Annotated in this window: 21 protein-coding genes; 4 read left to right on the forward strand and 17 right to left on the reverse strand. The window is 63.6% G+C overall.

Features of this window, described 5'->3' with window-relative positions; all coding sequences use genetic code 11:
* Position 1 precedes the first annotated feature (1 nt).
* The 9 genes from BGP02_RS04270 to BGP02_RS04310 form a co-directional block, all read right to left on the reverse strand.
* Positions 2-751 (reverse strand): GntR family transcriptional regulator, encoded by a 750-nt coding sequence (locus BGP02_RS04270; protein ID WP_017233440.1) that lies wholly within the window; start codon positions 749-751, stop codon positions 2-4.
* Between the two features lie 36 nt (positions 752-787).
* The gene (locus BGP02_RS04275; RefSeq protein ID WP_150610394.1) at positions 788-1978 is read right to left on the reverse strand and encodes a CaiB/BaiF CoA transferase family protein; all 1191 of its coding nucleotides are present in this window, start codon (positions 1976-1978) and stop codon (positions 788-790) included.
* On the reverse strand, positions 1975-3147 hold the full coding sequence (locus BGP02_RS04280) for an acyl-CoA dehydrogenase family protein (protein ID WP_261938352.1): 1173 nt from the start codon (positions 3145-3147) through the stop codon (positions 1975-1977). Before BGP02_RS04280 ends, BGP02_RS04275 begins: the two co-directional genes overlap by 4 nt.
* Before the next feature lie 29 nt (positions 3148-3176).
* Positions 3177-4610 carry an MmgE/PrpD family protein gene (locus BGP02_RS04285; RefSeq protein WP_286797919.1) on the reverse strand — a complete coding sequence of 478 codons (1434 nt, stop codon included), beginning with the start codon at positions 4608-4610 and terminating at the stop codon, positions 3177-3179.
* A 36-nt stretch (positions 4611-4646) separates the two neighbouring features.
* Positions 4647-6044: an MFS transporter gene (locus tag BGP02_RS04290; RefSeq protein WP_017233436.1), complete on the reverse strand. Its 1398-nt coding sequence runs from the start codon at positions 6042-6044 to the stop codon at positions 4647-4649.
* A 105-nt stretch (positions 6045-6149) separates the two neighbouring features.
* Complete coding sequence (locus BGP02_RS04295) at positions 6150-7661, reverse strand: amidase (RefSeq protein ID WP_261938350.1); 1512 nt, start codon at positions 7659-7661, stop codon at positions 6150-6152.
* A complete protein-coding gene (locus BGP02_RS04300; RefSeq protein WP_017233434.1) occupies positions 7642-7965 on the reverse strand; it encodes a hypothetical protein in 324 nt (107 codons plus the stop codon). Before BGP02_RS04300 ends, BGP02_RS04295 begins: the two co-directional genes overlap by 20 nt.
* Positions 7966-8077: 112 nt before the next feature.
* Positions 8078-8587 (reverse strand): MaoC family dehydratase, encoded by a 510-nt coding sequence (locus BGP02_RS04305; protein WP_150564050.1) that lies wholly within the window; start codon positions 8585-8587, stop codon positions 8078-8080.
* Between the two features lie 186 nt (positions 8588-8773).
* Positions 8774-9667 carry a LysR family transcriptional regulator gene (locus BGP02_RS04310; protein WP_017233432.1) on the reverse strand — a complete coding sequence of 298 codons (894 nt, stop codon included), beginning with the start codon at positions 9665-9667 and terminating at the stop codon, positions 8774-8776.
* 142 nt (positions 9668-9809) lie between these two features.
* On the opposite strand from BGP02_RS04310, the gene BGP02_RS04315 reads away from it, so the two are divergent.
* The 3 genes from BGP02_RS04315 to BGP02_RS04325 all read left to right on the forward strand — a co-directional run bounded on the left by BGP02_RS04315 (position 9810) and on the right by BGP02_RS04325 (position 14148).
* Positions 9810-11564 carry an acyl-CoA dehydrogenase family protein gene (locus BGP02_RS04315; protein WP_286797924.1) on the forward strand — a complete coding sequence of 585 codons (1755 nt, stop codon included), beginning with the start codon at positions 9810-9812 and terminating at the stop codon, positions 11562-11564.
* Positions 11561-12751: a CaiB/BaiF CoA transferase family protein gene (locus tag BGP02_RS04320; RefSeq protein ID WP_261938347.1), complete on the forward strand. Its 1191-nt coding sequence runs from the start codon at positions 11561-11563 to the stop codon at positions 12749-12751. Before BGP02_RS04315 ends, BGP02_RS04320 begins: the two co-directional genes overlap by 4 nt.
* Before the next feature lie 80 nt (positions 12752-12831).
* Positions 12832-14148 carry an MFS transporter gene (locus BGP02_RS04325; protein WP_261938346.1) on the forward strand — a complete coding sequence of 439 codons (1317 nt, stop codon included), beginning with the start codon at positions 12832-12834 and terminating at the stop codon, positions 14146-14148.
* Between the two features lie 65 nt (positions 14149-14213).
* Here BGP02_RS04325 and BGP02_RS04330 read toward each other — a convergent pair whose 3' ends face one another.
* The 7 genes from BGP02_RS04330 to BGP02_RS04360 form a co-directional block, all read right to left on the reverse strand.
* A complete protein-coding gene (locus BGP02_RS04330) occupies positions 14214-15452 on the reverse strand; it encodes a phenylacetate--CoA ligase family protein (RefSeq protein ID WP_017233428.1) in 1239 nt (412 codons plus the stop codon).
* Between the two features lie 74 nt (positions 15453-15526).
* On the reverse strand, positions 15527-16339 hold the full coding sequence (locus BGP02_RS04335) for an ABC transporter ATP-binding protein (RefSeq protein ID WP_017233427.1): 813 nt from the start codon (positions 16337-16339) through the stop codon (positions 15527-15529).
* Between the two features lie 80 nt (positions 16340-16419).
* Positions 16420-17712 carry an ABC transporter substrate-binding protein gene (locus BGP02_RS04340; RefSeq protein WP_051060141.1) on the reverse strand — a complete coding sequence of 431 codons (1293 nt, stop codon included), beginning with the start codon at positions 17710-17712 and terminating at the stop codon, positions 16420-16422.
* 115 nt (positions 17713-17827) lie between these two features.
* Positions 17828-18904 carry a branched-chain amino acid ABC transporter permease gene (locus tag BGP02_RS04345; RefSeq protein WP_017233425.1) on the reverse strand — a complete coding sequence of 359 codons (1077 nt, stop codon included), beginning with the start codon at positions 18902-18904 and terminating at the stop codon, positions 17828-17830.
* Positions 18905-18959: 55 nt separating this feature from the next.
* The gene (locus BGP02_RS04350; protein ID WP_017233424.1) at positions 18960-19874 is read right to left on the reverse strand and encodes a branched-chain amino acid ABC transporter permease; all 915 of its coding nucleotides are present in this window, start codon (positions 19872-19874) and stop codon (positions 18960-18962) included.
* A 52-nt stretch (positions 19875-19926) separates the two neighbouring features.
* Positions 19927-20733, reverse strand: a complete 807-nt coding sequence (locus BGP02_RS04355; protein ID WP_017233423.1) for an ABC transporter ATP-binding protein — start codon at positions 20731-20733, stop codon at positions 19927-19929.
* Positions 20734-20799: 66 nt separating this feature from the next.
* Positions 20800-22773, reverse strand: a complete 1974-nt coding sequence (locus BGP02_RS04360) for an AMP-dependent synthetase/ligase (protein ID WP_261938345.1) — start codon at positions 22771-22773, stop codon at positions 20800-20802.
* A gap of 334 nt (positions 22774-23107) precedes the next feature.
* Between BGP02_RS04360 and panV the strand changes: the two genes are divergently transcribed.
* The gene (gene panV / locus BGP02_RS04365) at positions 23108-23779 is read left to right on the forward strand and encodes a pandorabactin biosynthesis transcriptional regulator PanV (protein ID WP_017233421.1); all 672 of its coding nucleotides are present in this window, start codon (positions 23108-23110) and stop codon (positions 23777-23779) included.
* Positions 23780-23886: 107 nt separating this feature from the next.
* On the opposite strand, the gene BGP02_RS04370 is transcribed toward panV, so the two are convergent.
* Positions 23887-24243 (reverse strand): RidA family protein, encoded by a 357-nt coding sequence (locus BGP02_RS04370; RefSeq protein WP_017233420.1) that lies wholly within the window; start codon positions 24241-24243, stop codon positions 23887-23889.
* Between the last annotated feature and the right edge of the window lie 9 nt (positions 24244-24252).

Below are 24252 nucleotides of genomic sequence, written 5' to 3' on the forward strand. Positions count from 1 at the left end.
GTCAGGAGGCGGCGCGCCAGTCGCGTTGAAATGTTTCCGAATAACTGAAGCGGTCGGCCGGGTGAATGCTGATCGCCGCCTCGACGATTTCCTCGCGGCGATTCAGATACCGCCGGCAAATCCACAAGGCCGCCGACTTCGGCTTCACGTTGAGCCAGCGCGCCTGCGCCGGCGTGATAAGCGTGGCCCGAATCTCCTGCTGCACCGCCGCGATCTTCTCACCGAACTGTTCTTCGATCAGCGTGTAGATCGGCACGTGCGAACTGTCCGCGATCCCCTCCAGCGCACGAAACGCCGGATGGATATAGATGTCGCTGACACAAATGGGGTCCGGCTCGCCGCCACTGCGCCGCAGCGCCGATAGATGCAGCCACGATTCACCATTACCGGCGCGCAGCACCGGCGCCAGTGTCTCGTCGACTTCGACCAGATCGCGTGCGAGGATCTCCAGCTCGGTGTCGGCCGTGTATTGCTGCAAGTCGCCCAGTTGGCGCATCACCTGCTGGTAGCCGCTCACCGCCTCGCGCGCCAACACGCGCGTGCCGACACCGGGCTGGCGATCCACCAGCCCCATCTGCACCAGGCGCTTGACCGCCTCGCGCACCGTGAAGCGGCTGGCACCGAACTGCTCGCACAGATCGAATTCGGTCGGCAGGAAGTCACCGACCGCGTATCGACCATCGCGGATCTCGTGGATCAGCGTCTGCGCGAGCTGAAGATAGCGTGGCTGCTGGTTAAGCAATGGGGTCATGCGCGTGGTCGGCGTTGCCGGTGAGGAGTAATGGTGTCATTGCACCACAGCTTGTTCGCGCAGCCAAGCAATCGCGTCGTCGCCGAACCCGGCTTCGCGCAGTACCTCGTCCGTATGCTCGCCCATTCGCGGCGCCGCGCGTGCCGGCAGCGGCGTGTCGATGCGCACCGGCGACGCCACGCCCTTGATCGGGCCATGTTCCGGGTGCTCGAAGTCCATCACGCGCGCCTGCTCGGCTACGAACGGATTGTCGAGCGCCTGCGCAACATCGTGCACCGGCGCCGCCGGCACCTTGCCCGCGAAGCGCTGCATCCACGTCGCCGTGTCCTCGGTCATCAACACGTCGTCGAGTTCGCGGCGCACGCGATTGCGATGCTTCAGCCGCGCCGCATAGTTGCAAAGCTCGGGGTCGGTGATCCATTCCGGCTTGCCGATCTCCTGCGCCAGCACGCCCCAGAACTTCTCCTTGTTGCACATCAGGAAAATCCAACCGTCGCGCGTACGGTACAACTCGCTGGGCGTGAGCGACGGATGGCTCGAACGCGGTTCGCGCCGCGTCATGTGTCCGCCGTTCAGGTACCACGTCGCCACATAGGCCAGGTTATGCAGCGCCACGTCGAACAGACTGACATCGAGGTCGCGCCCCGTGCCCGTCTTGCGTGCTTCGAGCACCCCGGCGAGCAACGCCATCGAGGCGGTCGTGCCGGTCATCAAGTCGATGATCGACAGGCCGAAGCGCGCGGGCGGACCGTCCGGCTCGCCGGTGAGCGACAGATAGCCGGCCTCGGCCTGCATCAGGTAGTCGTAGCCGGGCCACGCCTTGCGCGAACCGGTGCGGCCGTAGGCCGACAAGTGCACGCATACCAGCGCGGGGTTCGCGCGCGCCAGCGACGCATAGTCGAGGCCGAGCTTGACGGGGAGGTCGCCGCGCAGATTGTCGAACACGGCGTCCGCGGACTCGACCAGCTTGAGCAGGATCTCCCGGCCTTCCGCGCTCTTGAGGTCGAGCGCCATGCTGCGCTTGTTGCGATTGAACGCTTCGTAGAAGTGGCTGTCGCCCTCGCCGAAGAAGTGCGGGCCGACCGCGCGGCCGACGTCGCCGCCGTCCTTCGCGTTCTCGATCTTGATGATGTCGGCGCCGAGATCGGCCAGATGCTGCGTGGCGAACGGACCGGCACCGTATTGCTCGACTGCGATCACCCGCAGTCCGGACAGTGGCAGGCTCATACCGGATTCCTCTCGATCAGTTGCTTCGCGATGATGATGCGTTGCAGCTCGTTGGTCCCCTCGCCGATCACGAGCAGCGGCGCATCGCGATACAGACGCTCGATGTCGAATTCCTTCGAATAGCCATAGGCGCCATGGATGCGCATCGCCTCGGTGCTGTTCTCGACGCCGGCCTCCGTGGCGAAGTACTTCGCCATGCCCGCTTCCATGTCGCACCGTTCGCCGCGGTCATACGCCTGCGCCGCCGCATCGACGAGCAACCGCGAGGCATGCACGCGTGTCGCCATCTCGCCGAGCTTGAGCTGAATCGCCTGATGCTCGCAGATCGGCTTGCCGAAGGTCTTGCGTTGCTGACTGTACGCGACCGAGGCGTCGAGTGCCGCCACCGCGATGCCGAGACCGCGCGCCGCGACGTTGATGCGACCCAGTTCCAGCCCGCTCAGGATCTGCTTCAGGCCACGCCCTTCCTCGCCGCCGATCAGGCGATCGACCGGCACGCGGTAGTTGTCGAAATTGAGCTCGCAAGTATCGATGCCCTTGTAACCGAGCTTTTCCAGCTTGCGGCTCACTTCGAAGCCGGGTCCCTTCTCCGCTATGAGCAGGCTCATGCCGCGATGTCGCGGCTGTGCCGTCGTATCGGTCTTGACCAGCAGCACCAGGCAATTGCCGTACAAACTGTTGGTAATCCAGGTCTTCGCGCCATTGACCAAGTAATGATCGCCGTCGCGCGTGGCGGTCGTGCGGATCGCCTGCAGATCGGTGCCACAATCCGGCTCGGTCAGGCCGATACCGCCGCGCAACTCGCCGGTCGCGAAGCGCGGCAGGAACGCGGCCTTCTGGTCCGGTGTGCCGTTGCGCTGCACCGTCATCGCCATGATCAGATGCGAATTGACGATGCCGCTGAGCGACATCCACACCGCCGACATGCGCTCGATCATGCGCGCATAGGTGCGGGTCGAGAGCCCCAATCCGCCATACTCGGGCGCGATCAGGCAACCGAACAGCCCCATCTCCTTCATCTGCTCGACGATCTCGGCGGGATACTCGTCGGCTTTCTCCAGGGCATGCACGTAGGGCTTGACCTCCACCTTGAGGAAGCGGTCGAGCATGTCGAGGATCAGGGTATCGTCCTCGCCTTGCCCTGCGGTGTTGTTTTCCACTTGCGTCATCTCACTATCTCCAGACATTCACTCACGGCCTAGACCGCCTCGCCGAGCACGGCTTGCAGGGCGCCCGCCGGCAGGCGGTCGAGAGCGAGCACGGTCTCGCGTACCTTGTCAACGCGTGCCTGCGGCAGTACACGCGCGGCATTGGCGACGTACTTCTCCACGATTTCCGCATTGCTGAGCGGACGATCCGCGCTGCCGCGATTGATCGCCTCGCGATGCGCGAGCGTGCTGCCGTCGCGCAGTTCCAACACGACTTCCCCCGTATAGTGGCGCGGGAAAGTGCTGGCCGGGTCGATCTCGTACTCGACCTTCGCCGCCAGCGCGAGTACCGCGTCATTGCGCAGCGCCGCCGGTTCGAGTTCGTCGAGCGTGAAGTGGCCTTTGATCAAGGCACTCGATACCACATAAGGTACGCTGAACTGCGCGTCGTAGCTGTTCGCCGGACGGCGCTTGTTGGCCACCGGCTCGCACACTGTTTTGACGACCGCCTCGGGAACCTTCACGCGAATGCGCTCGACCTGATCGCCCAGTTCACTGATCTTCGCGCCTCGTTGCTGCCAGACCTTGTGCAACGCCGTGCCGGCATCGGCGAACGCATGCGTGAAATGACAGGCCGGCACCGGCTTGATCGCCACTTCCTCGATCTGCCATTGCTCGCCGAGGCCTTCAGTCGCGAGCGCCAGATCGGCATTGCCGCGCTGTTCGCCGAGGTAGCTCGAAAACAGGCCGAAGCGCCCTTCATACGGTGCGGATGCCCCGATGTAGCCGTGCGCCGCCATGGTCGCCGCGGTGAACGCCGACTGTGCGGCCCAGCCCGGATGCAAGCGTTTGGTCCAGGCGCCGTCCTGCAGGAATTCGAGGCTGCCGCTGGCCATCGACAGCGCAATGCCCTGCGCCATTGCAGCCTGCTGTGCGGTCAGGCCCAACAGGCGTGAGGCCGCCAGCGTGCAGCCGAAGATCCCCACGACACCGGTCGGATGGAATCCCACCTGATGGAATCCTCCCTTCGCCACCGAGCCGATGCGCGTGGCCGCTTCCATGCCGGCGATGTAAGCCGCCAGCGTCTGGGCGCCATCGACACCGCGCAGTTCCGACACGCCGAACACGCACGGCAACACGCTCGCGGTGGCATGGATCACGCCGCGCGAATGCGTGTCGTCGAAGTCGAGGCCATGCACGAGCACGCCGTTCATGACCATCGCGTCGCGTGTGTTGAGGCGTTGGCCACGGCCGATCACCGTCGCGCCCGCTTTGTCTCCGGCGCTCAGGGCCGTGAGACCTTCGAGCGCGACCCGGGTGAAGTCGGCCGGCTGCGACGCATAGGCCAGGCCAATCGCGTCGAGCAGCAAGTGCTTGGCGCGTTCGCGCACAACCGTGGGCACGGCGTCGAGCGAAAGGCCCAGAGCGAACGAGGCCAGCGTCGCCGAGATCCCCTGGGGCGTGTGGTTCACTTCTGAAGTCATGCTGTCTCCTTTCTGAACGGATGCAAGGTGTTGGGGCTAGTGCTCTACACGCATGGCGCGGGTTGTCGCGGTGCCACCGAGACCGACGTCGTTGGGCACGCTGATATCTTCGAGCGACTGTTGATTGGTTTCCACGCGCAGCACCAGCAGCGCGACGATCAGCAGGCCCAGCACGCCGCTCACCATCGCCAGTACACCGGAGATGCCGAAGTGCTGGAACAGGGCGACAGCCAGATACGGCGTGCTCATCGACGCCGCACGGCCACACACGCCGGCAAAGCCCGTGCCACGCAAACGGAACGCCGTCGGGAACAACTCGGGGATATAGCCATACAGACCGAGCGTGACGACCGTATAGATCGACGTGACCAGGCAGAAACCGACCACCGAGATCGACACCGCATCACGCATTTGCGGATACAGGAAGCCGAGCACGATCGTGGCCGCCGAGAACAGCACGAGGCCGCGCTGACGTCCAAGGCGATCGCCCAGCAGGTAACCGACCAACGCACCGCCCGGGGCGCCAAAGGCCATCAGCGTGGTGAATCCGAGCGACTGCACCACCGTCAGTCCCTGCTTCACGAAGAAGGTCGGCAGCCAGGCCACGAAGCCATATACGGCCACATTGATCGCGACACAGGTGAGCGCAGCGGTGAGCGTGCGGCCGATCACGGGCTTCGTGAACAGCACCGACAGGGGCACGTTGCGCGCCATCACCGGCTGCGCGGGCGGCACCGGCGGCAGCGCGCCGAACTGACGCTTCACCTGGCCCTCGATCTCGGCGAGCGTGGCTTCCGCTTCCTGGGTGCGACCCACCGATTCGAGCCAGCGCGGCGATTCCGGCATGCGCTTGCGCATGATCCAGATGGCGAGCGCCCCCGCGCCTGCGATGGCAAACATCCAGCGCCAGCCGAGGTTCGGGATCACGATGTACCCGACACTCGTGGCGATCAGCAGACCCGAGTTGATGATGAGCCCCATCAATGAGATCCAGCGTCCTCGGTAGGCTGGCGGCACGAACTCGCACAGCGTGCCGGCGGCCACGACAAGCTCCGCACCGAGGCCCAGGCCCATGATGAAACGCAGCACGATCAGCGTGGCCATGTTCGGCGCGAAGCACGCGAACAGCGACGCGATGCCGAATACGGCGAGGTTGATCTGGTAGGAATAGCGTCGACCGAAGCGATCGCCGACGTAGCCGGCCAGCGCAGAGCCGATCAGCATGCCGAAGAAGGTGGCCGAGATGAAGGCCGCGTTGAGCTGCAGCGTCGAGAAGCCGCTCTTGACCAGCGCCGCGAGCACGCCGGCGGCGAGGTAGACATCGAAGGCGTCGAGTAGCGCGCCACCGCTGATGAGTCCGAGAATCTTCCAGTGAAACCTCGCCAGGGGAAGCCGGTCGAGCCGGGCCCCAGCGTTGACAGAGGTTGCGTTCATACGGTTGTCTCCTGAACGTTGGCGGCATCCGTTCGTCTGAAGCGAACGTGATGCGAGCAAAAATTGACTTGCGGCGAACGATGGCGTCATCGTTCTGGGCTTGCGTTACTTCTTCCTGTCCATGGCTAACTGTGACACTGACGATCGCGCCGTATCAAGACCCGCCGGCATCGCTGCGTGATCGAGCGGCCCGAGACGGTCCACTGACGGCAGGTGCCAGTCTGTATGTTGTTGCAACTGATGCGCGAGACGCAGCAGGGTGTCCTCGTGCCACGCGCGACCGATCAACTGAACCCCGGTCGGCAATCCGTTCTGCGTGCGCCCTGCCGGTACGGCAACCGCCGGCAGCCCCAGGTAGTTGATGCCACGTGTCCAGTAGGAGAAGTCGCCGAAGCGCCGTTCGATCTCGTCCGCATCGCCGTCGAGCGTCTCGGCAATGGTCGGCACCGCGTACGGCAACGTCGGCAGCAGCAGGGCTTGTGCGCCTGTCAGATAGCGCTCGACAAACGACTGCGTGTAGCCGGCTCGCAGGCGCAGCGCGTCGAAGTAACGAGTGGCCGGATACAGGAGGCCACGCTCCAGCCGGCGCAAGACCTGCTCGCCATACTCGTCACGCCGCTCGCGCAGCCATTGACCGTGGATCGAGGCGGCTTCGGCGCCCAACACCAACGTGGCAAGCGCACCGGCTTCGCGCAGATCGGGCAGCGCGACTTTGCGAATGGTCGCGCCGCAGGCTTCGAGCGCTTGCGTCACCCGTGCAACGGCAGCACGGATTTCGTCGGAGATCGGTGCCGTGGTGTCGAACTCGGGCACCGCGACGACGTCGCGCTCGCTCAAGGGCTGCGCCAACGCGGTCGTGAAATCACGCGCTTGGCTGACGAGGCAATGGGGATCGTTGGCGTCCGGCCCCCAGACGGTTTCGAGCACCGCCGCCGCATCGGCCGCGGTACGCGCCAGCACGCCGACACAATCGAGGCTTGGCGACAGCGGCATCACGCCGTAGGTCGAGACCGCGTGCTGGGTCGGCTTGATGCCGGTGACGCCATTGACGGCGGCTGGGATCCGGACGGAGCCGCCGGTATCGGAGCCGAGCGCGGCGAACGCCAGACCGCGTGCGACGGCCACGCCGCTGCCGCTGGACGACCCGCCACTGACGTGCTCCGGCGACCAGGCGTTGCGGCCATGCCCGAGGTGCGCGTTGAAGCCTGTCGGGCTCATGGCGAACTCCGCCATGTGCAGGGCACCGAGATCGACCGCGCCTGCTGCATCGAGGCGCGCGAGCACGGTAGCCGTATGCAATGGTCGATTACCAGCGAGGATGCGGCTACCGCACTCGGTCAGCTCGCCGGCGCGGAAGAACATGTCCTTGTGCGCGAGGGTCGCCCCCAGCACGCGGCTGTTGGGCAGCGCGACGTCGTCACGGACCGCGTTGTCGACGGTGCGCGCCTGGTCGAGCGCTGCATCGCCACGCAGGCGCACGAAGCCGCCCGTCAGACCGGCGACACCCGCAGCGTCGAGCGCCAGGGCGGTTCGTTCAACGCAAGTGGCGTCGGACATCTCGCGGCCCGGCGCTGAGGCCGTTGCAGAGACCGGTGCATCAACATGCAGCGTGCGCATCGCATGTCTCCTGCTGGCGCAGCGTGGCGTCGAAGGCGTCGGGCGTCAGCCAGTCGAGCGCACGAGCTGCGCGGGCGACGGCGTCGGTGATGCCATGTGCGGCGTTGGCGAGTGCGACCGCATGCACTGGGCTCAGCGGCGCCGAGCCGAACTGATCGACCCAGCGCGCGGCGCTGGTCGCGTCGACCCGCCCGGATCCGTCGGTAGGGGGTGTGGAATGGCTTGCGGTCGGGCCGACGTCTCGGGGTTGACCGAGGGCGTCGGGTATCGGCATTGCATCGCCTTGCCGGATGTTGCCTTGCATCCTTGCCTCCATCGCCGTGCCATCACGGCGAGCCGTGCCGCGGGTGCCGAGCGTCTCGGCGCAGCCCGCGTGATGTCGATTGGAACGTACCGTGTGAGCCGCGCTGCCCGGCTCAGTCGCCGACGCCGTGGCCGCGTTTCGGAATCAGTGCGCTGCGTACGAATTCCATGACCTGCACGCCGTTCTGGTTAAACGCGCGGGTGTGCACGGTGACGATACCTTGCGTGGGACGCGAGCGCGATTCGCGCTTTTCCAGTACCTGCGATTCGGCGTAGAGCGTGTCGTTGCAGAACACCGGGGCGGTGAGCTTGATCTCTTTCCAACCGAGGTTGGCGATGGCCTTGCCGCTCACGTCGTTGACGGTCATGCCGAGGACGATGGCGACCGTCAGTCCGCTATTGACGAGCAGTTGGCCGAATTCGCTCTTGGCCGCGTGGGCGGCATCGCAATGCATCGGATGGAAGTTCATCGTCAGCAGCGAGAAGTGAATATTGTCGGCCTCGGTGATGGTGCGCCCGGGGCGGTGCTCATAGATATCGCCAACCTCGAACTCCTCGAGATAGCGCCCGTAGCTCGCACGAATGCGGCGCGTAGTCTCCGCCTGGGGTTGCAGTGCGTCCATGTCTCCCTCCTCCTGAATTCGATCGCTTGGTTGGGTTCACCGACTTTGTTCGGTGTTTATTACTTTGTACGGACAAAGTATTGGCGAAAGAAAAGCCGAAGTCAAGATGATGGGAAACCCTTAGAGGTGGGGGGAGTACAGCCGATCCAGCGGGTTGGCCGTCGCCTATCCGGTGGGGGTGCGGATTCAGCGCGCCCTTGATCGATCGTCCGTCGTGAGCGCGGCGAGAAAGCGTTCGGTCAGATCCAGTTGGCTGCCGGCGCGCGTCAACCGCAGAATTTGCGAGGAGAACGTGTTTCGCGCGAGCGGAATGAAGACGGCCCGCTGAGACCGGGTGCGCGCCAAGGCTTCCGGCACCAGGGCGACCCCCATCTGAAATTCAACCATTGTCACGACCGTTTGCCACAGCCTTGCTTCATGTCGGATCTGGGGACTGAACCCCGCCTCGACACAGGTGGCAATGATCTGGTCGTGGTAATGCGGAGACACCGTGCGCGGGAACAGGATGAACGGCTCGTCCGAGAGTTGACGCAAGTCGATGCGCCGCCGCTTCGCCAGCTTGTGATCGACGGGCAGGCAACAAAGCAACGCCTCCGACATCCACACCTGCGTCTCGACTTCGGCCGGAAAGTGCCCCCAGTGGGCAAATCCCAGGTCGATCTGCAACTGCTGCAACGCTCGCACCTGCTCCGCCGTGTTCATCTCCTTGAGCACGATCTCCACCGACGAATGCGCCGATTCGAACTGTTGCACGGCTTCGGGTAGCCCCCGGTAGAGCATCGAATTGACGAACCCAATGCGCAGGCGTCCCGCCAGCCCGTGCGCGGACTGCAGCGTGACCTTGGCCACGTCCTCCGCCTGCTCCAACAGCCGCCGGGCTTCGCCCAAGAGCACTTGCCCCGCATTGGTCAGCGCCACCGACTTGTTGCTGCGCTCGAGCAGCTTCACGCCGAGTTGTTCTTCGAAACGGCGAATGTCGAAACTCAAGGCGGGTTGCGAGATGAAGAGCCGACGCGCCGCCCGGCCGAAATGCAATTCCTCCGCGACTGCGACGAAGTATCTGAGTTGCCTCAGTTCCATGAAAGCGCCCCCCCGGATAACGATAAATAGATCTTATCGTACGTGCCATTAATTGTATTGGACGATTATCAGACTGAAACGTACGCTGGTCTCCAAGAAGGTACGGTGCCGAGGCATCGCACGATAATCCAGGAGACAGTGAATGCTCGAACTTCGGCAAACGCCCGAGACGTCCAACATCCCCGATAGCCGCGGCATCAATTTCTTCCTTAGCGACCCATCGTTCGGCGCGCTGCTCAAGAGCTACCTGGGCGAGACGGTGTTCCATGGGGTCGAAGACAGACTCGTCGCACTGGGACAACGCGCGTCTGACGAACTCGATGCATGGGCGACGACCGCCGACCACCATCCGCCCGCGCTTCGCCCGCGCACGCGCCGCGGCGAGGCGATCCAGCACATCGAGAAACACCCCGATTACGTCGCGCTCGAACGCGTGGCGTACAGCGAACTCGGCCTCGCCTCGATGAGTCATCGCAGCGACGCACCGCCGCCGCTCGTCAAGTACGCGCTCACGTTCCTGTTCGTCCAGGCCGAATTCGGCCTCTGCTGCCCGGTCAGCATGACCGATTCGCTCACGCGCACGCTGCGCAAGTTCGGGTCGAAGGCGCTCGTGGACCGCTATCTGCCGAGGCTCGTGTCGCAGGACTTCGACACGCTCTTCCAGGGCGCGATGTTCATGACGGAGCAGGCGGCAGGCTCCGATACCGGACGCACCGTGACGCGCGCGACCCGCGGCGTCGATGCCGACGGCAACGAGGTCTGGAAGCTGACCGGCGACAAGTGGTTCTGCTCGAACGCCGATGCCGATTTGGCCATGGTCCTCGCCCGTCCGGACGGCGCGCCCGAAGGCATGAAGGGACTGGCGCTGTTCCTGCTCCCGAAGGTGCTTGAAGACGGCACGCGCAACCGCTATCAGATCGTTCGGCTGAAAGACAAACTCGGCAGCCGCTCGATGGCAAGCGGCGAAATCGTGCTCGACGGCGCCGAGGCCTACCTCATCGGCGAAGTGGGCCGCGGCTTCCAGCAGATGGCGGACATGATCAACATGTCGCGGCTGTCCAACGGCGTACGTGCGGCCGGCCTGATGCGCCGCGCCCTCACCGAAGCGCTTCATGTGGCGAGACATCGTTCGGCCTTCGGTCGCAAGCTCATCGAGATGCCGCTGATGCAGCGCCAGTTGCTGAAGATCATGTTGCCGGCGGAACAGGCACGATCGATGTTCATGCAAATCGCGACGCTCCTTCCCCGCGCCGACCGCGGCGATGCGCTGGCGGCCAAATGCGTGCGCATCCTCACCCCGCTCGTGAAGCTGCGCGCATGCCGAGACGCTCGCCAGGCCACCGGCGACGCGATGGAAGTGCGCGGCGGCGTGGGCTATATCGAGGAGTGGGCCGACCCGCGACTCGTGCGCGACGCGCATCTGGGCTCCATCTGGGAGGGCACGAGCAACATCGTGGCGCTGGACGTGGCACGGGCCACGCGACGTGAAGGCGCGCTGGCATCGCTCGGCCAATATGTTCATACGCTGCTCGACGATACGGCATTGCCGCCGGCCACCGTCGCCTTGCTGCGCAACGTATTCGAGCGCGCCAGCGCCGCGCTCGACAGCGTGGCGGAGTGCGGTCGCGACGAGAACGTGCGCGAGGCGGCAAGCGCCGTGTACAACGCGACAACGGCAGTGTTCATGGCGACGGAAGCGGCGCGCCTCGCCCCCGACTTTCGCCGGCTTGCCCTTGCCCACCTCATCGTCGAACACAAGTTGCTGCCGCGCGACCCGCTCGCGCCGAAGGACGTCCGTGACGACGCGCCGTTGCTTCGTCGGTTGGTCGACGAGACGCCGGTCTCCCTCGACGCCGCGATGTCGCTCATGCCCACGCAGGAAGGCGGTGCGCGATGAGCGCCGCTCGTGTGACCGGCGCCCTTCAGGGACTTCGCGTCATCGACCTGAGCCGGGTGCTGGGCGGCCCGTACTGCACGCAGGCGCTCGCTGACCACGGCGCCCAAGTGATCAAGCTCGAACCCCCGGGCGGCGACGAAACGCGCGGCTGGGGCCCTCCCTTCGTTGGCGAGACGGCCTCGTATTTCGTGGGCGTCAACCGGAACAAACAAGGGATTTGCGTCGACCTGTCGCGCGAGGAAGGTCGCGAAGTGCTGTGGCAACTACTCGACGGCGCCGACGTGCTAGTGGAGAACTTCAAACCCGGCACGCTCGAGCGTTGGGGGATGGAATACGCCAGGCTCTCCGAGCGCTATCCGCGCTTGATTCACTGCGCGATCTCGGGCTTCGGGCCGGACGGCACCCTCGGCGGCCTGCCCGGCTACGACGCCGCCATTCAGGCGATGACGGGACTGATGAGCGTGAATGGCGAAAGTGAAGGACCCGCGCTGCGCGTCGGTCTTCCGGTGGTGGACATGGTCACCGGGCTCAATGCGCTGTCGGGCATTCTGCTGGCGCTCGCGGAACGCGAAAAGAGCGGTCGGGGTCAGTCGCTCGATATTGCGCTATACGACTGTGCCGTCTCGTTGCTGCATCCGCACTTGCCCAACTACTTCGGCAACGGCCGCACGCCGCAACGCAGCGGCAATGCGCATCCGAACATCACGCCGTACGACAGCTACCGAACCGCGACTGAGCCCATCTTTCTCGCTGTCGGCAACGACCGACAATTCGCGAAGCTGGTGTCGCATCTGAACGCGCCGGAACTCGCCGAAGACGCGCGTTTCGTGGACAACCGCAGTCGTTGCGAACATCGCCGCGAGCTCAAGGAAATCCTGGAAACGCTTCTGCAAGCCCATGCATGCGAGCCGCTCGCGGCCGAGCTGATTCGTGGCGGCGTGCCGTGCGGGCCGGTGCAAACCGTCGATGCCGTCGCCCGGCACCCGCATACGCGCCACCGCCAACTGATCGTCGAAATCGGCGCGTACCGCGGCACCGGCACCCCGATCAAGCTCTCGCGAACGCCAGCGACGTATCGCACGCCCCCGCCCACCCTCGGCGGCGATACCCGCGCCGTGCTTGACGCGCTCGGTGTCGACGCAACAACGCAGCAGCGGTTGTTCGACGCCGGGGTGCTCAAAGGCTGAACGCGCTCCCGCCCCCTCAGAAACAAGCATTCGAAACAAGCCGGCGATCGAGACCGGCCATCCTTACCTGGAGACATTTCATGCAGAACCACGCTCAGGGCAGCCCGGCGCGTCAGCCGGGCCGTGCCGCCTTCGCCGCTTTCGTCGGCACCACCATCGAATGGTATGACTTCTATATCTATGCGATGGCGTCGGCGCTCATTTTCAACAAGCTTTTTTTCCCGCAAGGCGATCCGTTCTACGCCACGCTGGCATCGTTCGGCACGTTTGCGGTCGGGTTCTTCGCGCGTCCGTTCGGGGGCTTGATCTTTGGCCACATCGGCGACCGGATCGGCCGAAAGAAAGCCTTGGTCGCCACGCTGGCGATCATGGGGATCGGCACGGTCGGCATCGGTTTCCTGCCGACTTATGCGAGCGCCGGGGTACTGGCGCCCACGCTCCTCGTCGTGCTGCGCATCGCCCAGGGCATTGCGATCGGCGGCGAATGGGGCGGCGCGGTGCTGATGGCGGGCGAGCATGCGCCGCAACGCAAGCGCACCTTCCTTGCGTCATTCGCTCAGCTCGGCAGCCCCGCCGGATTGATTCTCGCGCTGCTCGCTTTCAAGACAGTGGGACATCTTCCGCGCGAAACGCTGATGGGCTGGGGCTGGCGCCTGCCCTTCCTGGCCAGCGCGGTACTGCTCGTCATTGGCGTATTCATCCGCGCGAGCGTATCGGAATCCCCGGAGTTCACGGCAGCCATCGAACGGGAGAAGCCTGCGCGCCTTCCCATCGTCGACGTGCTGCGCAATGCATGGGGCACCGTCCTGCTGTGCCTGGGCGCGAACGTGATCGGCGTGGCCGGCGCATGGTTCCTCAACACATTCATGCTCAGCTTCACCACCCAGACGCTTGGCTTGAGTCGCGAGATGATCCTGGACTGCCTGTTCGTGGTGGCGTTCGTTCACTTCTTCAACCAGCTCTTTTCCGGGTGGATCGCGCAGCGCGTCGGGCCGGTCAAGTTTCTTGCGTGGGCCGCCGGGCTCGCGATGCTGTCGCCATATCCCATGTTCGCCCTGGTGTCGACGGGTCGGCCTGTGGCCATCGTCATCGGCATCGGGATTGCGGTGGTGTGCATGTCGGGTTCGTATGCCGTGATGGCTGGGCTCATGACCGATGCGTTTGACGTACGCTATCGCTACTCCGCGATTTCACTGTCGTACCAGTGCTGCGCGGCGATCGCCGGCGGTCTGACGCCATTGATCGGCACCGTGCTGGCCCACGCGTGGCCGGGGCAGTGGTGGCCGCTGGCTCTGTTCTATAGCGCCCTTGCCGCCGTGTCGCTGGTTTGCCTCATCGGGCTGCAATGGAAGAAGTCCGTCTATCGCGCACCGGCGTCGGTGGCGGTGCCCGAATAAGCCCTCGGCAGCTTCGGGCGGCAACGTCGGTCGGTGTGACGATCGGCGTTGCCGCGACACGACACTCAGTCGTAAGCTCTCGCATCCTCGACCCACGTCCCATCCACCGGCAGTGTTCCGGCGGTGACGAAATCGACGTCCCCGCGCAGTCGCGTCACGTCGCGCAACGTTTGCTGCACCCGTGCGGCCAAGCCTTCCGGCGGCGCAGTGTTCGTCTCGCAAATCAGGCGCATCCGATCCTCTCCGACACGCCCCTCCACCCTTAGCCTCAGGCGCACCAACTCTGGATAGCGCTTGGCAATTTCGCCAATCTGCCCGGGATGAACGAACATGCCGCGCACCTTCACCGTCTGGTCGGCGCGTCCGAGCCAGCCCTTGAGCCGCATATTGGTGCGCCCGCAAGGGCTGATCCCCGCCTCCACGGCAGACAAATCCCCCGTCGCAAACCGAATCAGCGGATAGTCCGGATTGAAATTCGTGACAACCACTTCGCCAATTTCGCCCTCGGGCACCGGCTTCGTGCCCCCTGGCTCCACCAACTCGACGAGCACGCTTTCGTCAACGATCAACCCCGCCTGCGCGTCGCTCTCGAACGCAATCAATCCTAAATCCGCCGTGCCATACGACTGCCGCGCCGTCACGCCACGCGCACGGAACCACTCACGCAACGAAGGCGGCAGCGCCTCGCCGGACACCGTAGCGCGTCGAATACTGCCGACATCCGCACCGACCGATTCGCTCTTCTCCATCAGGATCTTCAGGAATGACGGCGTGCCTGCATAGGCGACCGGTCGCAAATGACGAATCGCCTCGAGCTGCAATTCGGTCTGCCCGACGCCCGCAGGAAATACGCAGCAGCCCAACCGCGCCGCGCCGGTCTCGATCATCATCCCGGCCGGCGTGAAGTGATACGAGTAGGTGTTGTAGACCAGATCACCGGCGCGCAGTCCCGCCGCAAACATCGCGCGCGCAAACCGCCACCAGTCGCTGCCGCGCCCGTCCGGCTCATAGATCGGCCCGGGCGATTGATAGACGTGCGCCAGGGCGCCGACAGGCGTGGCATTCAAGCCCCCCAGCGGCGGATGACGCACCTGGAACGCCGTCAGGTCGGACTTGCGCGTCACCGGCAGACCCGCCAGTGCATGGCGCGAACCGATCTCTCGCGCGTCCACCGCCCCGAGCGCTTGTGCAAAATACGCCGCGTGCGCCTGAGCGTGTCCGACCTGCGTCGGCAACGCCGCCAACAGCGCCTTTTCGCGAACCTCCGGCGCACGGGTTTCCAGTTTGTCGAAGTAATCGTTCATAGTGACGGAAATACGTTGAGGATTAACGATCGGTGCACAATCGTCCACACGGGCAAGCGCGAGCGCTCAAGCGCTCACGCAATCCAGCGCTTGCGTCGTCGATAACTCTTGACGTTGCGGAAGCTCCCCGCACTGTTGTCCCCGTCCTTGGCGATGCCAAGATAGAACTCCTTGACGTCCTCGTTATCGCGCAGCGATGCCGCGTCGCCGTCCATCACCACACGCCCGTTCTCAAGGATGTAACCGTAGTCCGCATAGCGCAGCGCCACCATCGTGTTCTGCTCTGCCAGCAGAAAACTGACGTTCTCGCGCTGATTCAAATCACGCACGATCGCAAAGATCTCTTCGACGACCTGCGGTGCAAGCCCCATCGACGGCTCATCGAGCAGCACCATCGACGGCTGCGCCATCATCGCGCGCCCGATCGCGCACATTTGCTGTTCGCCCCCCGAGGTGTAGCCCGCCTGTGATTTGCGTCGCGTCTTCAAGCGCGGGAAATAGGCGTAGATGCGCTCCAGCGCATGTTGTTGTGCGCTACGCGACGCGTGACGCACATAGCCGCCCGTCAGCAGGTTTTCTTCAATGGTCAGGTGCGCGAAGCAATGACGTCCCTCCATTACCTGGATCACGCCCCGTGTGACGAGGCCGTTCGGCGTAAGCTTCTCGACGCGCTCGCCGCGATAGTCGATCGTGCCTTTCGTCACTTCGCCGCGCTCGGCCTGCAGCAGATTCGAAATCGCCTTGAGCGTCGTACTCTTGCCAGCCCCATTGGCCCCGAGCAATGCAACGATCTTGCCCTCGGGCACCGTCAGCGACACGCCCTTGAGCACGAGAATGACGTGGTCGTAGATGACTTCGATATTGTTGACGCTCAAACTCGCTTCCATGCATGACTCCAGGATCGATGCGACGGTAGGTCGTCGACCGTCGTCCGCACTGCGCTTCGCCGTGCGGACGACGGCGTCGATCACATCTTGTAGCAGGCGGGTGTCATTCCCTTCTCTTTCGCATACTGCTTGGCCGACGCTTCGAACAACGGGTGAATCAGACGCCGATTGCCCTCGATCCAGTCGGATACCATCACCCACTTGGCCCCATCCCATTGCTGGATGCGCACCTTGCCTGAGCCCTCGTGGTCCTCACAGCTCGTCTTGATGTCGGGCAGCAGCCCCGTGGCGCCCAGGGTCTTCAGGCGGGCCGCGTCGATATTCAGATTCTCGAGCGCCCAACGCACCTGCTCCGGCGTCATGACCCGGCCCTTGCCGAACTTATTCTGAGCGGTATTGAGCGCCTCGACCGTAGCGACCGCCGCAGACACGCCGCGGTTGTAGAGCACGGAGCCAACCTTCGACGAATCTTGCAGATTGCCCTTGCCTGCGCCATAGACCACCTTCTCGATGTCGGCGATCAGCGGCACCTGCTTGCCCGCCACGTTCCAGGTCGCGCTCATGTACCCCTTGGCCGCCGGGCCCGCCGGAATCGTGTCTTCCTCGGAGCCGGCCCACCAGCTACCGACGATCCTGTCGCGCGGATAACCGACCTTTTGCGCTGCCTTGAGTGCGGTCTGGTTCATCACGCCCCAGCCCCAGAACACGACGTAGTCGGGGTTTTCCTGACGAATTCGCAACCATTGCGCGCCCTGCTCGTTCCCCGGATGCGCCACCGGAATCTCGATCAGGTTGAACTTGTGGATCTTCGATTCGGCCTGCAAGGCGACAATCGGCTCCTTGCCATACGCCGAGTCGTGATACAGGTAGACGATCTTCTTCCCGTTCAGCGAGCCATGGTTCTTGTCGGCCAGGAACTTGATAATGGCCGACGCTTGCATCTGGTACGTCGTGACCAGCGGGAACGCCCACGGGAATACCGAGCCATCCACCGCATCGGTACGGCCGTAGCCCATCATCACGAGCGGCACCTTGTCCGTCGCCGTCTTGTCGATCAGCGCGTACGAAATGCCCGTCGCCATCACGTGGTACGCCGTGCCCTTGGTGACCGGGTTCTTTCCCTTGAGACGCTCGTAGCACTCCACGCCCTTGGCGTTGTTGTACTCGGTCTCGCACTCCTCCCATGTCAACTTCACGCCGTTGACACCGCCATGCTTGAGATTCACGTATTGCAGATAGTCGATAAAGCCGCCATAGAAGGACTGACCGTTCGCCCCATACGGGCCGACCCGGTAGTCGGCAAGTGCGATGAACTGATCGTTCGACTGCGCAAACGACGCGCCGGCGCCCCCCATGCCAAGCACGAGCGCCATGCCTAACGATGCCGTCAATTGTTTCGTGTTCATGCTGTGTCTCCGTCTGTGGTTTTTTTCATGGCAAACGCTGCTGCGGTACCGCACGACGCACCGTGCGCCACCGTGTCCAACCTCAATGCGGGAAGGGCCAGATGCGCAACTTCTCCTTGGCAATTTGCCAAAGCCGCGCCAGCCCATGCGGCTCGACAATCAGGAAGAAGATGATGAGCCCGCCAAACACCATCAACTGAATGTGCGAAACGGTCGCATTCGTGAACGGCAAGTGCATAAGCGTGGCCATCGCTGGCAACGCGCTATCGAGCAGAATCGGCAACAGCAGGATGAATGCAGCGCCCAGAAAGCTCCCCAGAACGCTGCCAACGCCGCCGATAATGATCATGAACAGGATGCGAAAGGACAGATCCAGTGAGAAGCCGTCCGGCTCGACGGAACCGAGGTAACAGTAGGCATACAGCGCGCCAGCCACACCGCAATAGAAGGAGCTGACCGCGAAGGCAAGCAATTTGACGCGCATCAGCGGAATACCGATCACCTCGGCAGCGACGTCCATGTCGCGTACCGCCATCCACGCGCGACCGATGTGCGATCGCACCAGGTTCTTCGCCACGAGCGCCATCACCGTGACGACGCCGAGCACGAACAGGTATTTGCGTACCGGCGTGTCAACGTCGACGCCGAGCATCGAGATCTTCTGCGCGGTGATCACCCCGGACGAACTGTGGTTCGAGAGCCATGGAAATTTCGTCAGCACCCAGAGCACAAAGAACTGGGCCGCCAGCGTGGCGACCGCCAGGTAGAAGCCCTTGATGCGAAGCGATGGCAAGCCGAACGCCACGCCCACAATTGCGGCGCAAACGCCACCCAGCGTGAACGAAGCAAGAATAGGCATGCCCTCGATGCGCAACTGGAAGTTGTACGACGCGTAGGCGCCCACCGCCATGAACGCCGCCGTTCCCAGAGACAACTGCCCCGCATAGCCTGTCAGGATGTTGAGGCCCAACGCCGCGAGCGAGAACACGAGAAACGGCACGAAAATCGCCGTAAGCCAGTATTCGGAGGCGACCCACGGCAGCACGCCGAACGCGACGGCAAGCAAAGCGCAGACGGCGAACCGATCCTGGCGGATCGGAAAGATCTGGCTATCGGCTTCGTAAGAGGTCTTGAACTGCCCGGCTTCGCGATAGAACATGGATGGCCTCTGCGGTAAATGCTTGTACGTTCGTTTGGAGTTGACAGCCGTCGGCTCAGACCCGATCGATATGCCGCTCGCCAAACAGTCCTTCCGGGCGAACCAGCAGGAACAGCAGCGCAAAGACATAAGGGAACCAGCCCTCGATGCCCCCGAAATTCCCACTGAACTGACTTTCCAGCAGTTGCGGCACGTAGATCTCCGCGAGCTTTTCCGCCGCGCCGATGATCAATCCCCCGACAATCGCCCCCGGAATCGACGTGAAGCCACCCAGGATCAGCACCGGCAGCGCCTTGAGCGCGGTCATCGTCAGCGCGAACTGCACGCCGTTGCGCGATCCCCAGAGCATGCCGGCAACGAGCGCAACGAACCCGGAGACGCTCCACACCACGACCCAGATGCGTTGCAATGGAATACCCAGCGAGAGCGCCGCCTGGTGATCGTCGGCCACGGCACGAAGCGCGCGGCCGATGCGCGTGGCCTTGAAGAACAACGCCAGCAACGCCACCAGCACGGCGGCAATGCCGGCCGCGGCCAGATCGAAGCGGCTCACGAGCACGCCCGTCGAGTCCAGGATCGATGCGATGGGCTCGTCGACGATGCCCAGCGACAGCGGGCGCACCTCATTGCCCCACAACAAAGGCGCGAGGCCTTCGAGGAAGAACGACAGCCCGATCGTCGCCATGAACAACGTGATAGGCGACTGGTTCACCAGCTTTCGCAGCACGAAGCGCTCCGTCGCCAGGCTCATCAACACCATGACGCCGAATGCGCCAATCGCGGCCAGCCACAGCGGCAAGCCGTGCTCCATCAGGCCGACCACCGACAGCGCCGCAAAATACACCATCGCGCCCTGGGCAAAGTTGAACACGCCAGATGCCTTGAAGATCAGCACGAAGCCGAGCGCGACGAGGGAATACATCACCCCGGAGAGCAGCCCGCCGATCAGGATTTCCATAAAGAACTGCATCGATGTCTCCCAGTTGCCAACGCGTTGCCGGCAATCGCTTATCGCCTGGCCGTCATGCGGCGGCGGGCATTCCGTGCGCTACCCCCAGATAGGCACGTATGACTTCGGGGTCCGCCCTGACTTCAGCGGGAGTTCCGTCACCGATCTTCTTGCCATAATCGAGCACCACGACCCGATCGGAGATATCCATCACTACGCCCATGTCGTGTTCGATCAACACAATCGTCGTGCCGAACGCTTCGTTGACGTCCAGGATGAAGCGGCACATGTCGCGCTTCTCTTCGAGATTCATGCCGGCCATCGGCTCGTCGAGCAACAGCAGCCCCGGTTCGGCGGCAAGCGCGCGCGCCAACTCGACACGCTTTTGCAGACCGTAAGGCAGACGTCCGACCGGCGTCTTCCGGATGTGCTGAATTTCGAGAAAGTCGATGATCTCTTCGACCTTGACGCGATTCGCCATTTCCTCTTGCCGCGCCCGGCCCCACCAGAGCGCGCTGGCCAGCAGGCCCGAGCGCATTCGGGTGTTACGGCCCGTCATGATGTTGTCGAGCACCGTCATGCCCTTGAACAGCGCGATGTTCTGAAACGTGCGCGCCACGCCCTGGCGCGCGGCCGACGTCGGATGCATTCGCTGTCGCAACTGCCCACGGAAGACAATCGCGCCCTGCTGCGGGTGGTAGACGCCGTTGATCACGTTGAGCATGGAACTTTTGCCCGCGCCATTGGGGCCGATGATCGCGCGGATCTCGTGCTCGCGAACGTCGAACGAGATATCCGTCAATGCCTTCACGCCGCCAAACGACAGGCTGATGTGCTGCAAATCGAGCAGAACGTCGCCAAATGTCCGGATGTCGTGCATGCCTTCTCCCGCTAAGTGCCTGGCTGAGTGCCAATGTTGAGGTCGGTGCGCTGGTCGATGCGACGCTCAAGCGGCGCAGCGCAATGCCGCAGGCGCAGGGTCGTCTGTCGATTCGCGCGCACCGATCACACGCGCCGGATGTATCGTGAGCGTGGCACTCACGCTGCCTTCGCGTCCGTCCTCGAACCTCACGCGCGTTTCGATGAATTGCACCGTCTTGCCAGAATAGAAGGCATCGACCAGCACCTCGTATTTCTGCGCGATGAACGTGCGGCGCACTTTGCGCGTGCGCGTCAGTTCGTCGTCATCCGGGTCCAGCTCCTTGTGCAGAATGACGAAGCGCTGAACCTGCGCGGCGGAAAAGGCGCGCTCCTTGGCGAGATCCGCATTCACAGTCTCCACGCAACCCAGAATCAGTTCGGCGACGCGCGGATGGCAGGCCAGGTCCACATATCCGGCGTAGGCGAGGTTCTGCCGCTCCGCCCAGTTCCCCACGGCATCCATGTCGATGTTGATGAAGGCACACACCCCGTCGCGACCGTCGCCGAATGCCACCGCCTCCTTGATGTACGCGAAGAACTTGAGCTTGTTCTCGATGAACTTCGGCGCGAACAACGACCCACAGGCCAGTTTGCCGACATCCTTGGCCCGATCGATGATGCGCAGATGACCATCGGCATCGATGATGCCGGCGTCGCCCGTGCGGAAATAGCCAGCCTCGTCGAGGGCTTCGCACGTGGCATCGGGCCGCTTGTAGTACGCCTTGAGCAAGCCCACCCCGCGCACCAGCACTTCGCCGTTGTCGGCGATCTTGATGTCCATCCCGGGCGCGACCGGCCCCACGCTGTCGAATCGCACCTCTCGATCCGGTTGCAGGCAGACATATGCGCACGTCTCCGTCTGCCCGTAGAACTGCTTCAGATTGATACCGATTGCGCGATAGAACCGAAACAGATCCGGACCAATCGCCTCGCCAGCGGTGTATGCCGTGCGAATCCGGCTCATGCCGAGCGTGTTGCGCAGCGGGCCGTACACACAAAGATTCCCGAGTGCGTACTGGACCCGATCGAGCCACGACACCGCACGACCGTCGAGCACCGCCGCGCCGCACCGGTTCGCCACGTTCATGAAGTGCGCGAACATCACGCGCTTGACCCGACTCGCATCTTCCATGCGAATCATCACTTGCGTGAGCACGTTCTCGTAGACGCGAGGCGGCGCAAAGTAATAGGTGGGCCCGATCTCGCGCATATCGGTGGCGATGGTTTCGGGCGACTCCGGACAGTTGACGGTGAATCCCGCCACCAGCGCCTGCGCGTAAGAAAACAGATGATCGCCCACCCAAGCCATCGGCAGGTACGACAGCACTTCGTCGCCGGGGCCGAGGCGATCGAATGCACTTCCGTGAAACGCTGCGCCAATCAGCCCCGCGTGCGAATGGCATACGCCCTTGGGCTTGCCCGTCGTGCCGGAGGTATAGAGGATGGTCGCCGTATCGTCGGGCTCGCCGCCGGCCACGGCATCGTCAAAGTAGCGCGGGTGCCTGGCGTCGAACTCGCGCCCCTGCTCGATGGCCGACACGTATGACTGCAGTCCCGCGGCATCGTAGCCCCGCAGGCCTCGCGAATCTTCGTAAATGATGTGGGATAGCCTCGGCACCTGGGCGCGCAGCGCCAACAGCTTGTCGACCTGCTCCTGATCTTCGACGATGGCGAAATCGATTTCGGCCTCGTCGAGCACATGCGTCATTTCCGCTGCCACGGCGTCCTGATAGAGCGGCACGGCGACGCCGCCGAGCGCTTGCGCGGCCGTCATTGCCCAGTACAGGCGAACGCGGTTATTACCGACAATGGCGAGGTTATCTCCGCGCTTGAAGCCCGCGGCGGCCAGCGCGCACGCCAGCATCCGGACTTCTTGCGCGGCGGCGTGCCAGGTCCAGCATTGCCAGATCCCCAGATCTTTTTCCCGATATGCCGTGCGGGTGCCGCGTGTGGCCGCGTGGGCCAACAACAAACGCGGGAAAGTGGTCCGCTCCTGCATGCCTGTCTCCTGTGTCTCGCCACGATTCGACTTGTGTCGAGGGGCGTGGCGTGGCTCGGTCGGCGCGCGTGCGTGTGGCACGCTCTCTACAGCTAGCAACGTCTCTGACGGACGTCATTTTTAGTGGCACTTCGTCATTCACGATGGCTTGTGATCGTCGGCACCATGGAGCGGCGACGACTATCCCTGGCGACAGGCAGCTTCTATACTTGCACTTCGGCGTCGTGCACGAATCGCCGTGAAGACTTGTCGCGCCGCTCTCAGGCAAGGCGACGATACCTCATGGATCACGACGGATTTGTCACCCGGATGACAATCAAGGGAAAGTCCCTATATGTCGCTCGAAACCCTGTTGCAACGCAGCGTATGGGCGCAAGGACTAACGCCCGCGCAACGCGAACGTGTCGTGGCCGAGATTCAGGTGCGGCCGGTCGAGAGCGGTGGCTATGTGTGCCGCAAGGGAGACCCGTCGCACGCCTGGTTTGGCGTCATCGACGGACTGGTGAAGATCGCGACGGCATCGGCCAGCGGGAAGTCCGTCACGTTCACGGGCGTGCCTGCGGGGGCATGGTTCGGGGAAGGGTCGGTGCTCAAGCGCGAGAACCGTAAATACGATGTGATGGCACTGCGCGATTCCGTCCTTGCCCATATGCCGATTGCCACGTTCGACTGGTTGCTCGACACGAGCATTCCCTTCAATCGCTTTCTCACGCTTCAGCTCAATGAGCGGCTGGGTCAGTTCATCGCGGCGGTCGAGCACGAACGATTACTCGACACCGACGCGCGCGTTGCGCGCTCCCTGTCGTCGATGTTCAACCCGACGCTCTATCCGTCCGACGACACCACCGTACAGATTTCACAGGAAGAGCTGAGCTATCTCGCCGGCGTTTCACGGCAGCGCGTCAACCTGGCGCTCAAGGTGCTGGAGCAGGCCAAGCTCGTCAAGGTCGACTACGGCGTGTTGACGATCCTCGACCTCGAAGGGCTACGCGAATTCGGGATGTAAGCGGCGCCGACATGGCATCACGGCGCCGCGCATCGCACACTGACGAAGAAGAAGAAGCCCGCTCACATTCGCGGACCCTCCATTCTTACACCTTAAGGTTGCTCCGATTACTTGGCAGCGGCGATCACGGCAATCTCGACGAGCAGATCGGGGGCTGCCAGACGCGCCTCTACCGTAGCACGCGTCGGGGTATTACCCGGGCTCGTCCACGCATCCCACACGGCGTTCATGCCGGCGAAGTCGGCCTCGATGTCCTTCACCCAGACCTGCGCCGAGAGCAGACGCGACTTGTCGATGCCGGCGTCCTTCAGATAACCATCGATCTTTGCGAGCACTTGTTGCGTCTGCCCCGTGATGTCCTGACTGCGATCGTCTGCAGTCTGGCCGCCGATGTAGACCGTCCCGTTATGCACCACGACACGGCTCATCCGTGCGTTCGTGTGATGGCGTTGAATATCGCTCATTAACCACAT

Origin of the sequence: Pandoraea sp. 64-18 (assembly GCF_001899225.1) — a bacterium.
Lineage (GTDB): Bacteria > Pseudomonadota > Gammaproteobacteria > Burkholderiales > Burkholderiaceae > Pandoraea > Pandoraea cepalis.

Coding starts and splice junctions, on each gene's coding strand:
- BGP02_RS04345 (WP_017233425.1), bottom strand. CDS start 18,904: ATGTTCTATCGCGAAGCCGGGCAGTTCAAGACCTCTTACGAAGCCGAT.
- BGP02_RS04280 (WP_261938352.1), bottom strand. CDS start 3,147: ATGACGCAAGTGGAAAACAACACCGCAGGGCAAGGCGAGGACGATACC.
- BGP02_RS04275 (WP_150610394.1), bottom strand. CDS start 1,978: ATGAGCCTGCCACTGTCCGGACTGCGGGTGATCGCAGTCGAGCAATAC.
- BGP02_RS04305 (WP_150564050.1), bottom strand. CDS start 8,587: ATGGACGCACTGCAACCCCAGGCGGAGACTACGCGCCGCATTCGTGCG.
- BGP02_RS04320 (WP_261938347.1), top strand. CDS start 11,561: ATGAGCGCCGCTCGTGTGACCGGCGCCCTTCAGGGACTTCGCGTCATC.
- BGP02_RS04285 (WP_286797919.1), bottom strand. CDS start 4,610: ATGACTTCAGAAGTGAACCACACGCCCCAGGGGATCTCGGCGACGCTG.
- BGP02_RS04370 (WP_017233420.1), bottom strand. CDS start 24,243: ATGAGCGATATTCAACGCCATCACACGAACGCACGGATGAGCCGTGTC.
- BGP02_RS04355 (WP_017233423.1), bottom strand. CDS start 20,733: ATGCACGACATCCGGACATTTGGCGACGTTCTGCTCGATTTGCAGCAC.
- BGP02_RS04310 (WP_017233432.1), bottom strand. CDS start 9,667: ATGGAACTGAGGCAACTCAGATACTTCGTCGCAGTCGCGGAGGAATTG.
- BGP02_RS04325 (WP_261938346.1), top strand. CDS start 12,832: ATGCAGAACCACGCTCAGGGCAGCCCGGCGCGTCAGCCGGGCCGTGCC.
- BGP02_RS04350 (WP_017233424.1), bottom strand. CDS start 19,874: ATGCAGTTCTTTATGGAAATCCTGATCGGCGGGCTGCTCTCCGGGGTG.
- BGP02_RS04315 (WP_286797924.1), top strand. CDS start 9,810: ATGCTCGAACTTCGGCAAACGCCCGAGACGTCCAACATCCCCGATAGC.
- panV (WP_017233421.1), top strand. CDS start 23,108: ATGTCGCTCGAAACCCTGTTGCAACGCAGCGTATGGGCGCAAGGACTA.
- BGP02_RS04290 (WP_017233436.1), bottom strand. CDS start 6,044: ATGAACGCAACCTCTGTCAACGCTGGGGCCCGGCTCGACCGGCTTCCC.
- BGP02_RS04330 (WP_017233428.1), bottom strand. CDS start 15,452: ATGAACGATTACTTCGACAAACTGGAAACCCGTGCGCCGGAGGTTCGC.
- BGP02_RS04295 (WP_261938350.1), bottom strand. CDS start 7,661: ATGCGCACGCTGCATGTTGATGCACCGGTCTCTGCAACGGCCTCAGCG.
- BGP02_RS04270 (WP_017233440.1), bottom strand. CDS start 751: ATGACCCCATTGCTTAACCAGCAGCCACGCTATCTTCAGCTCGCGCAG.
- BGP02_RS04335 (WP_017233427.1), bottom strand. CDS start 16,339: ATGGAAGCGAGTTTGAGCGTCAACAATATCGAAGTCATCTACGACCAC.
- BGP02_RS04360 (WP_261938345.1), bottom strand. CDS start 22,773: ATGCAGGAGCGGACCACTTTCCCGCGTTTGTTGTTGGCCCACGCGGCC.
- BGP02_RS04300 (WP_017233434.1), bottom strand. CDS start 7,965: ATGCAAGGCAACATCCGGCAAGGCGATGCAATGCCGATACCCGACGCC.
- BGP02_RS04340 (WP_051060141.1), bottom strand. CDS start 17,712: ATGGCGCTCGTGCTTGGCATGGGGGGCGCCGGCGCGTCGTTTGCGCAG.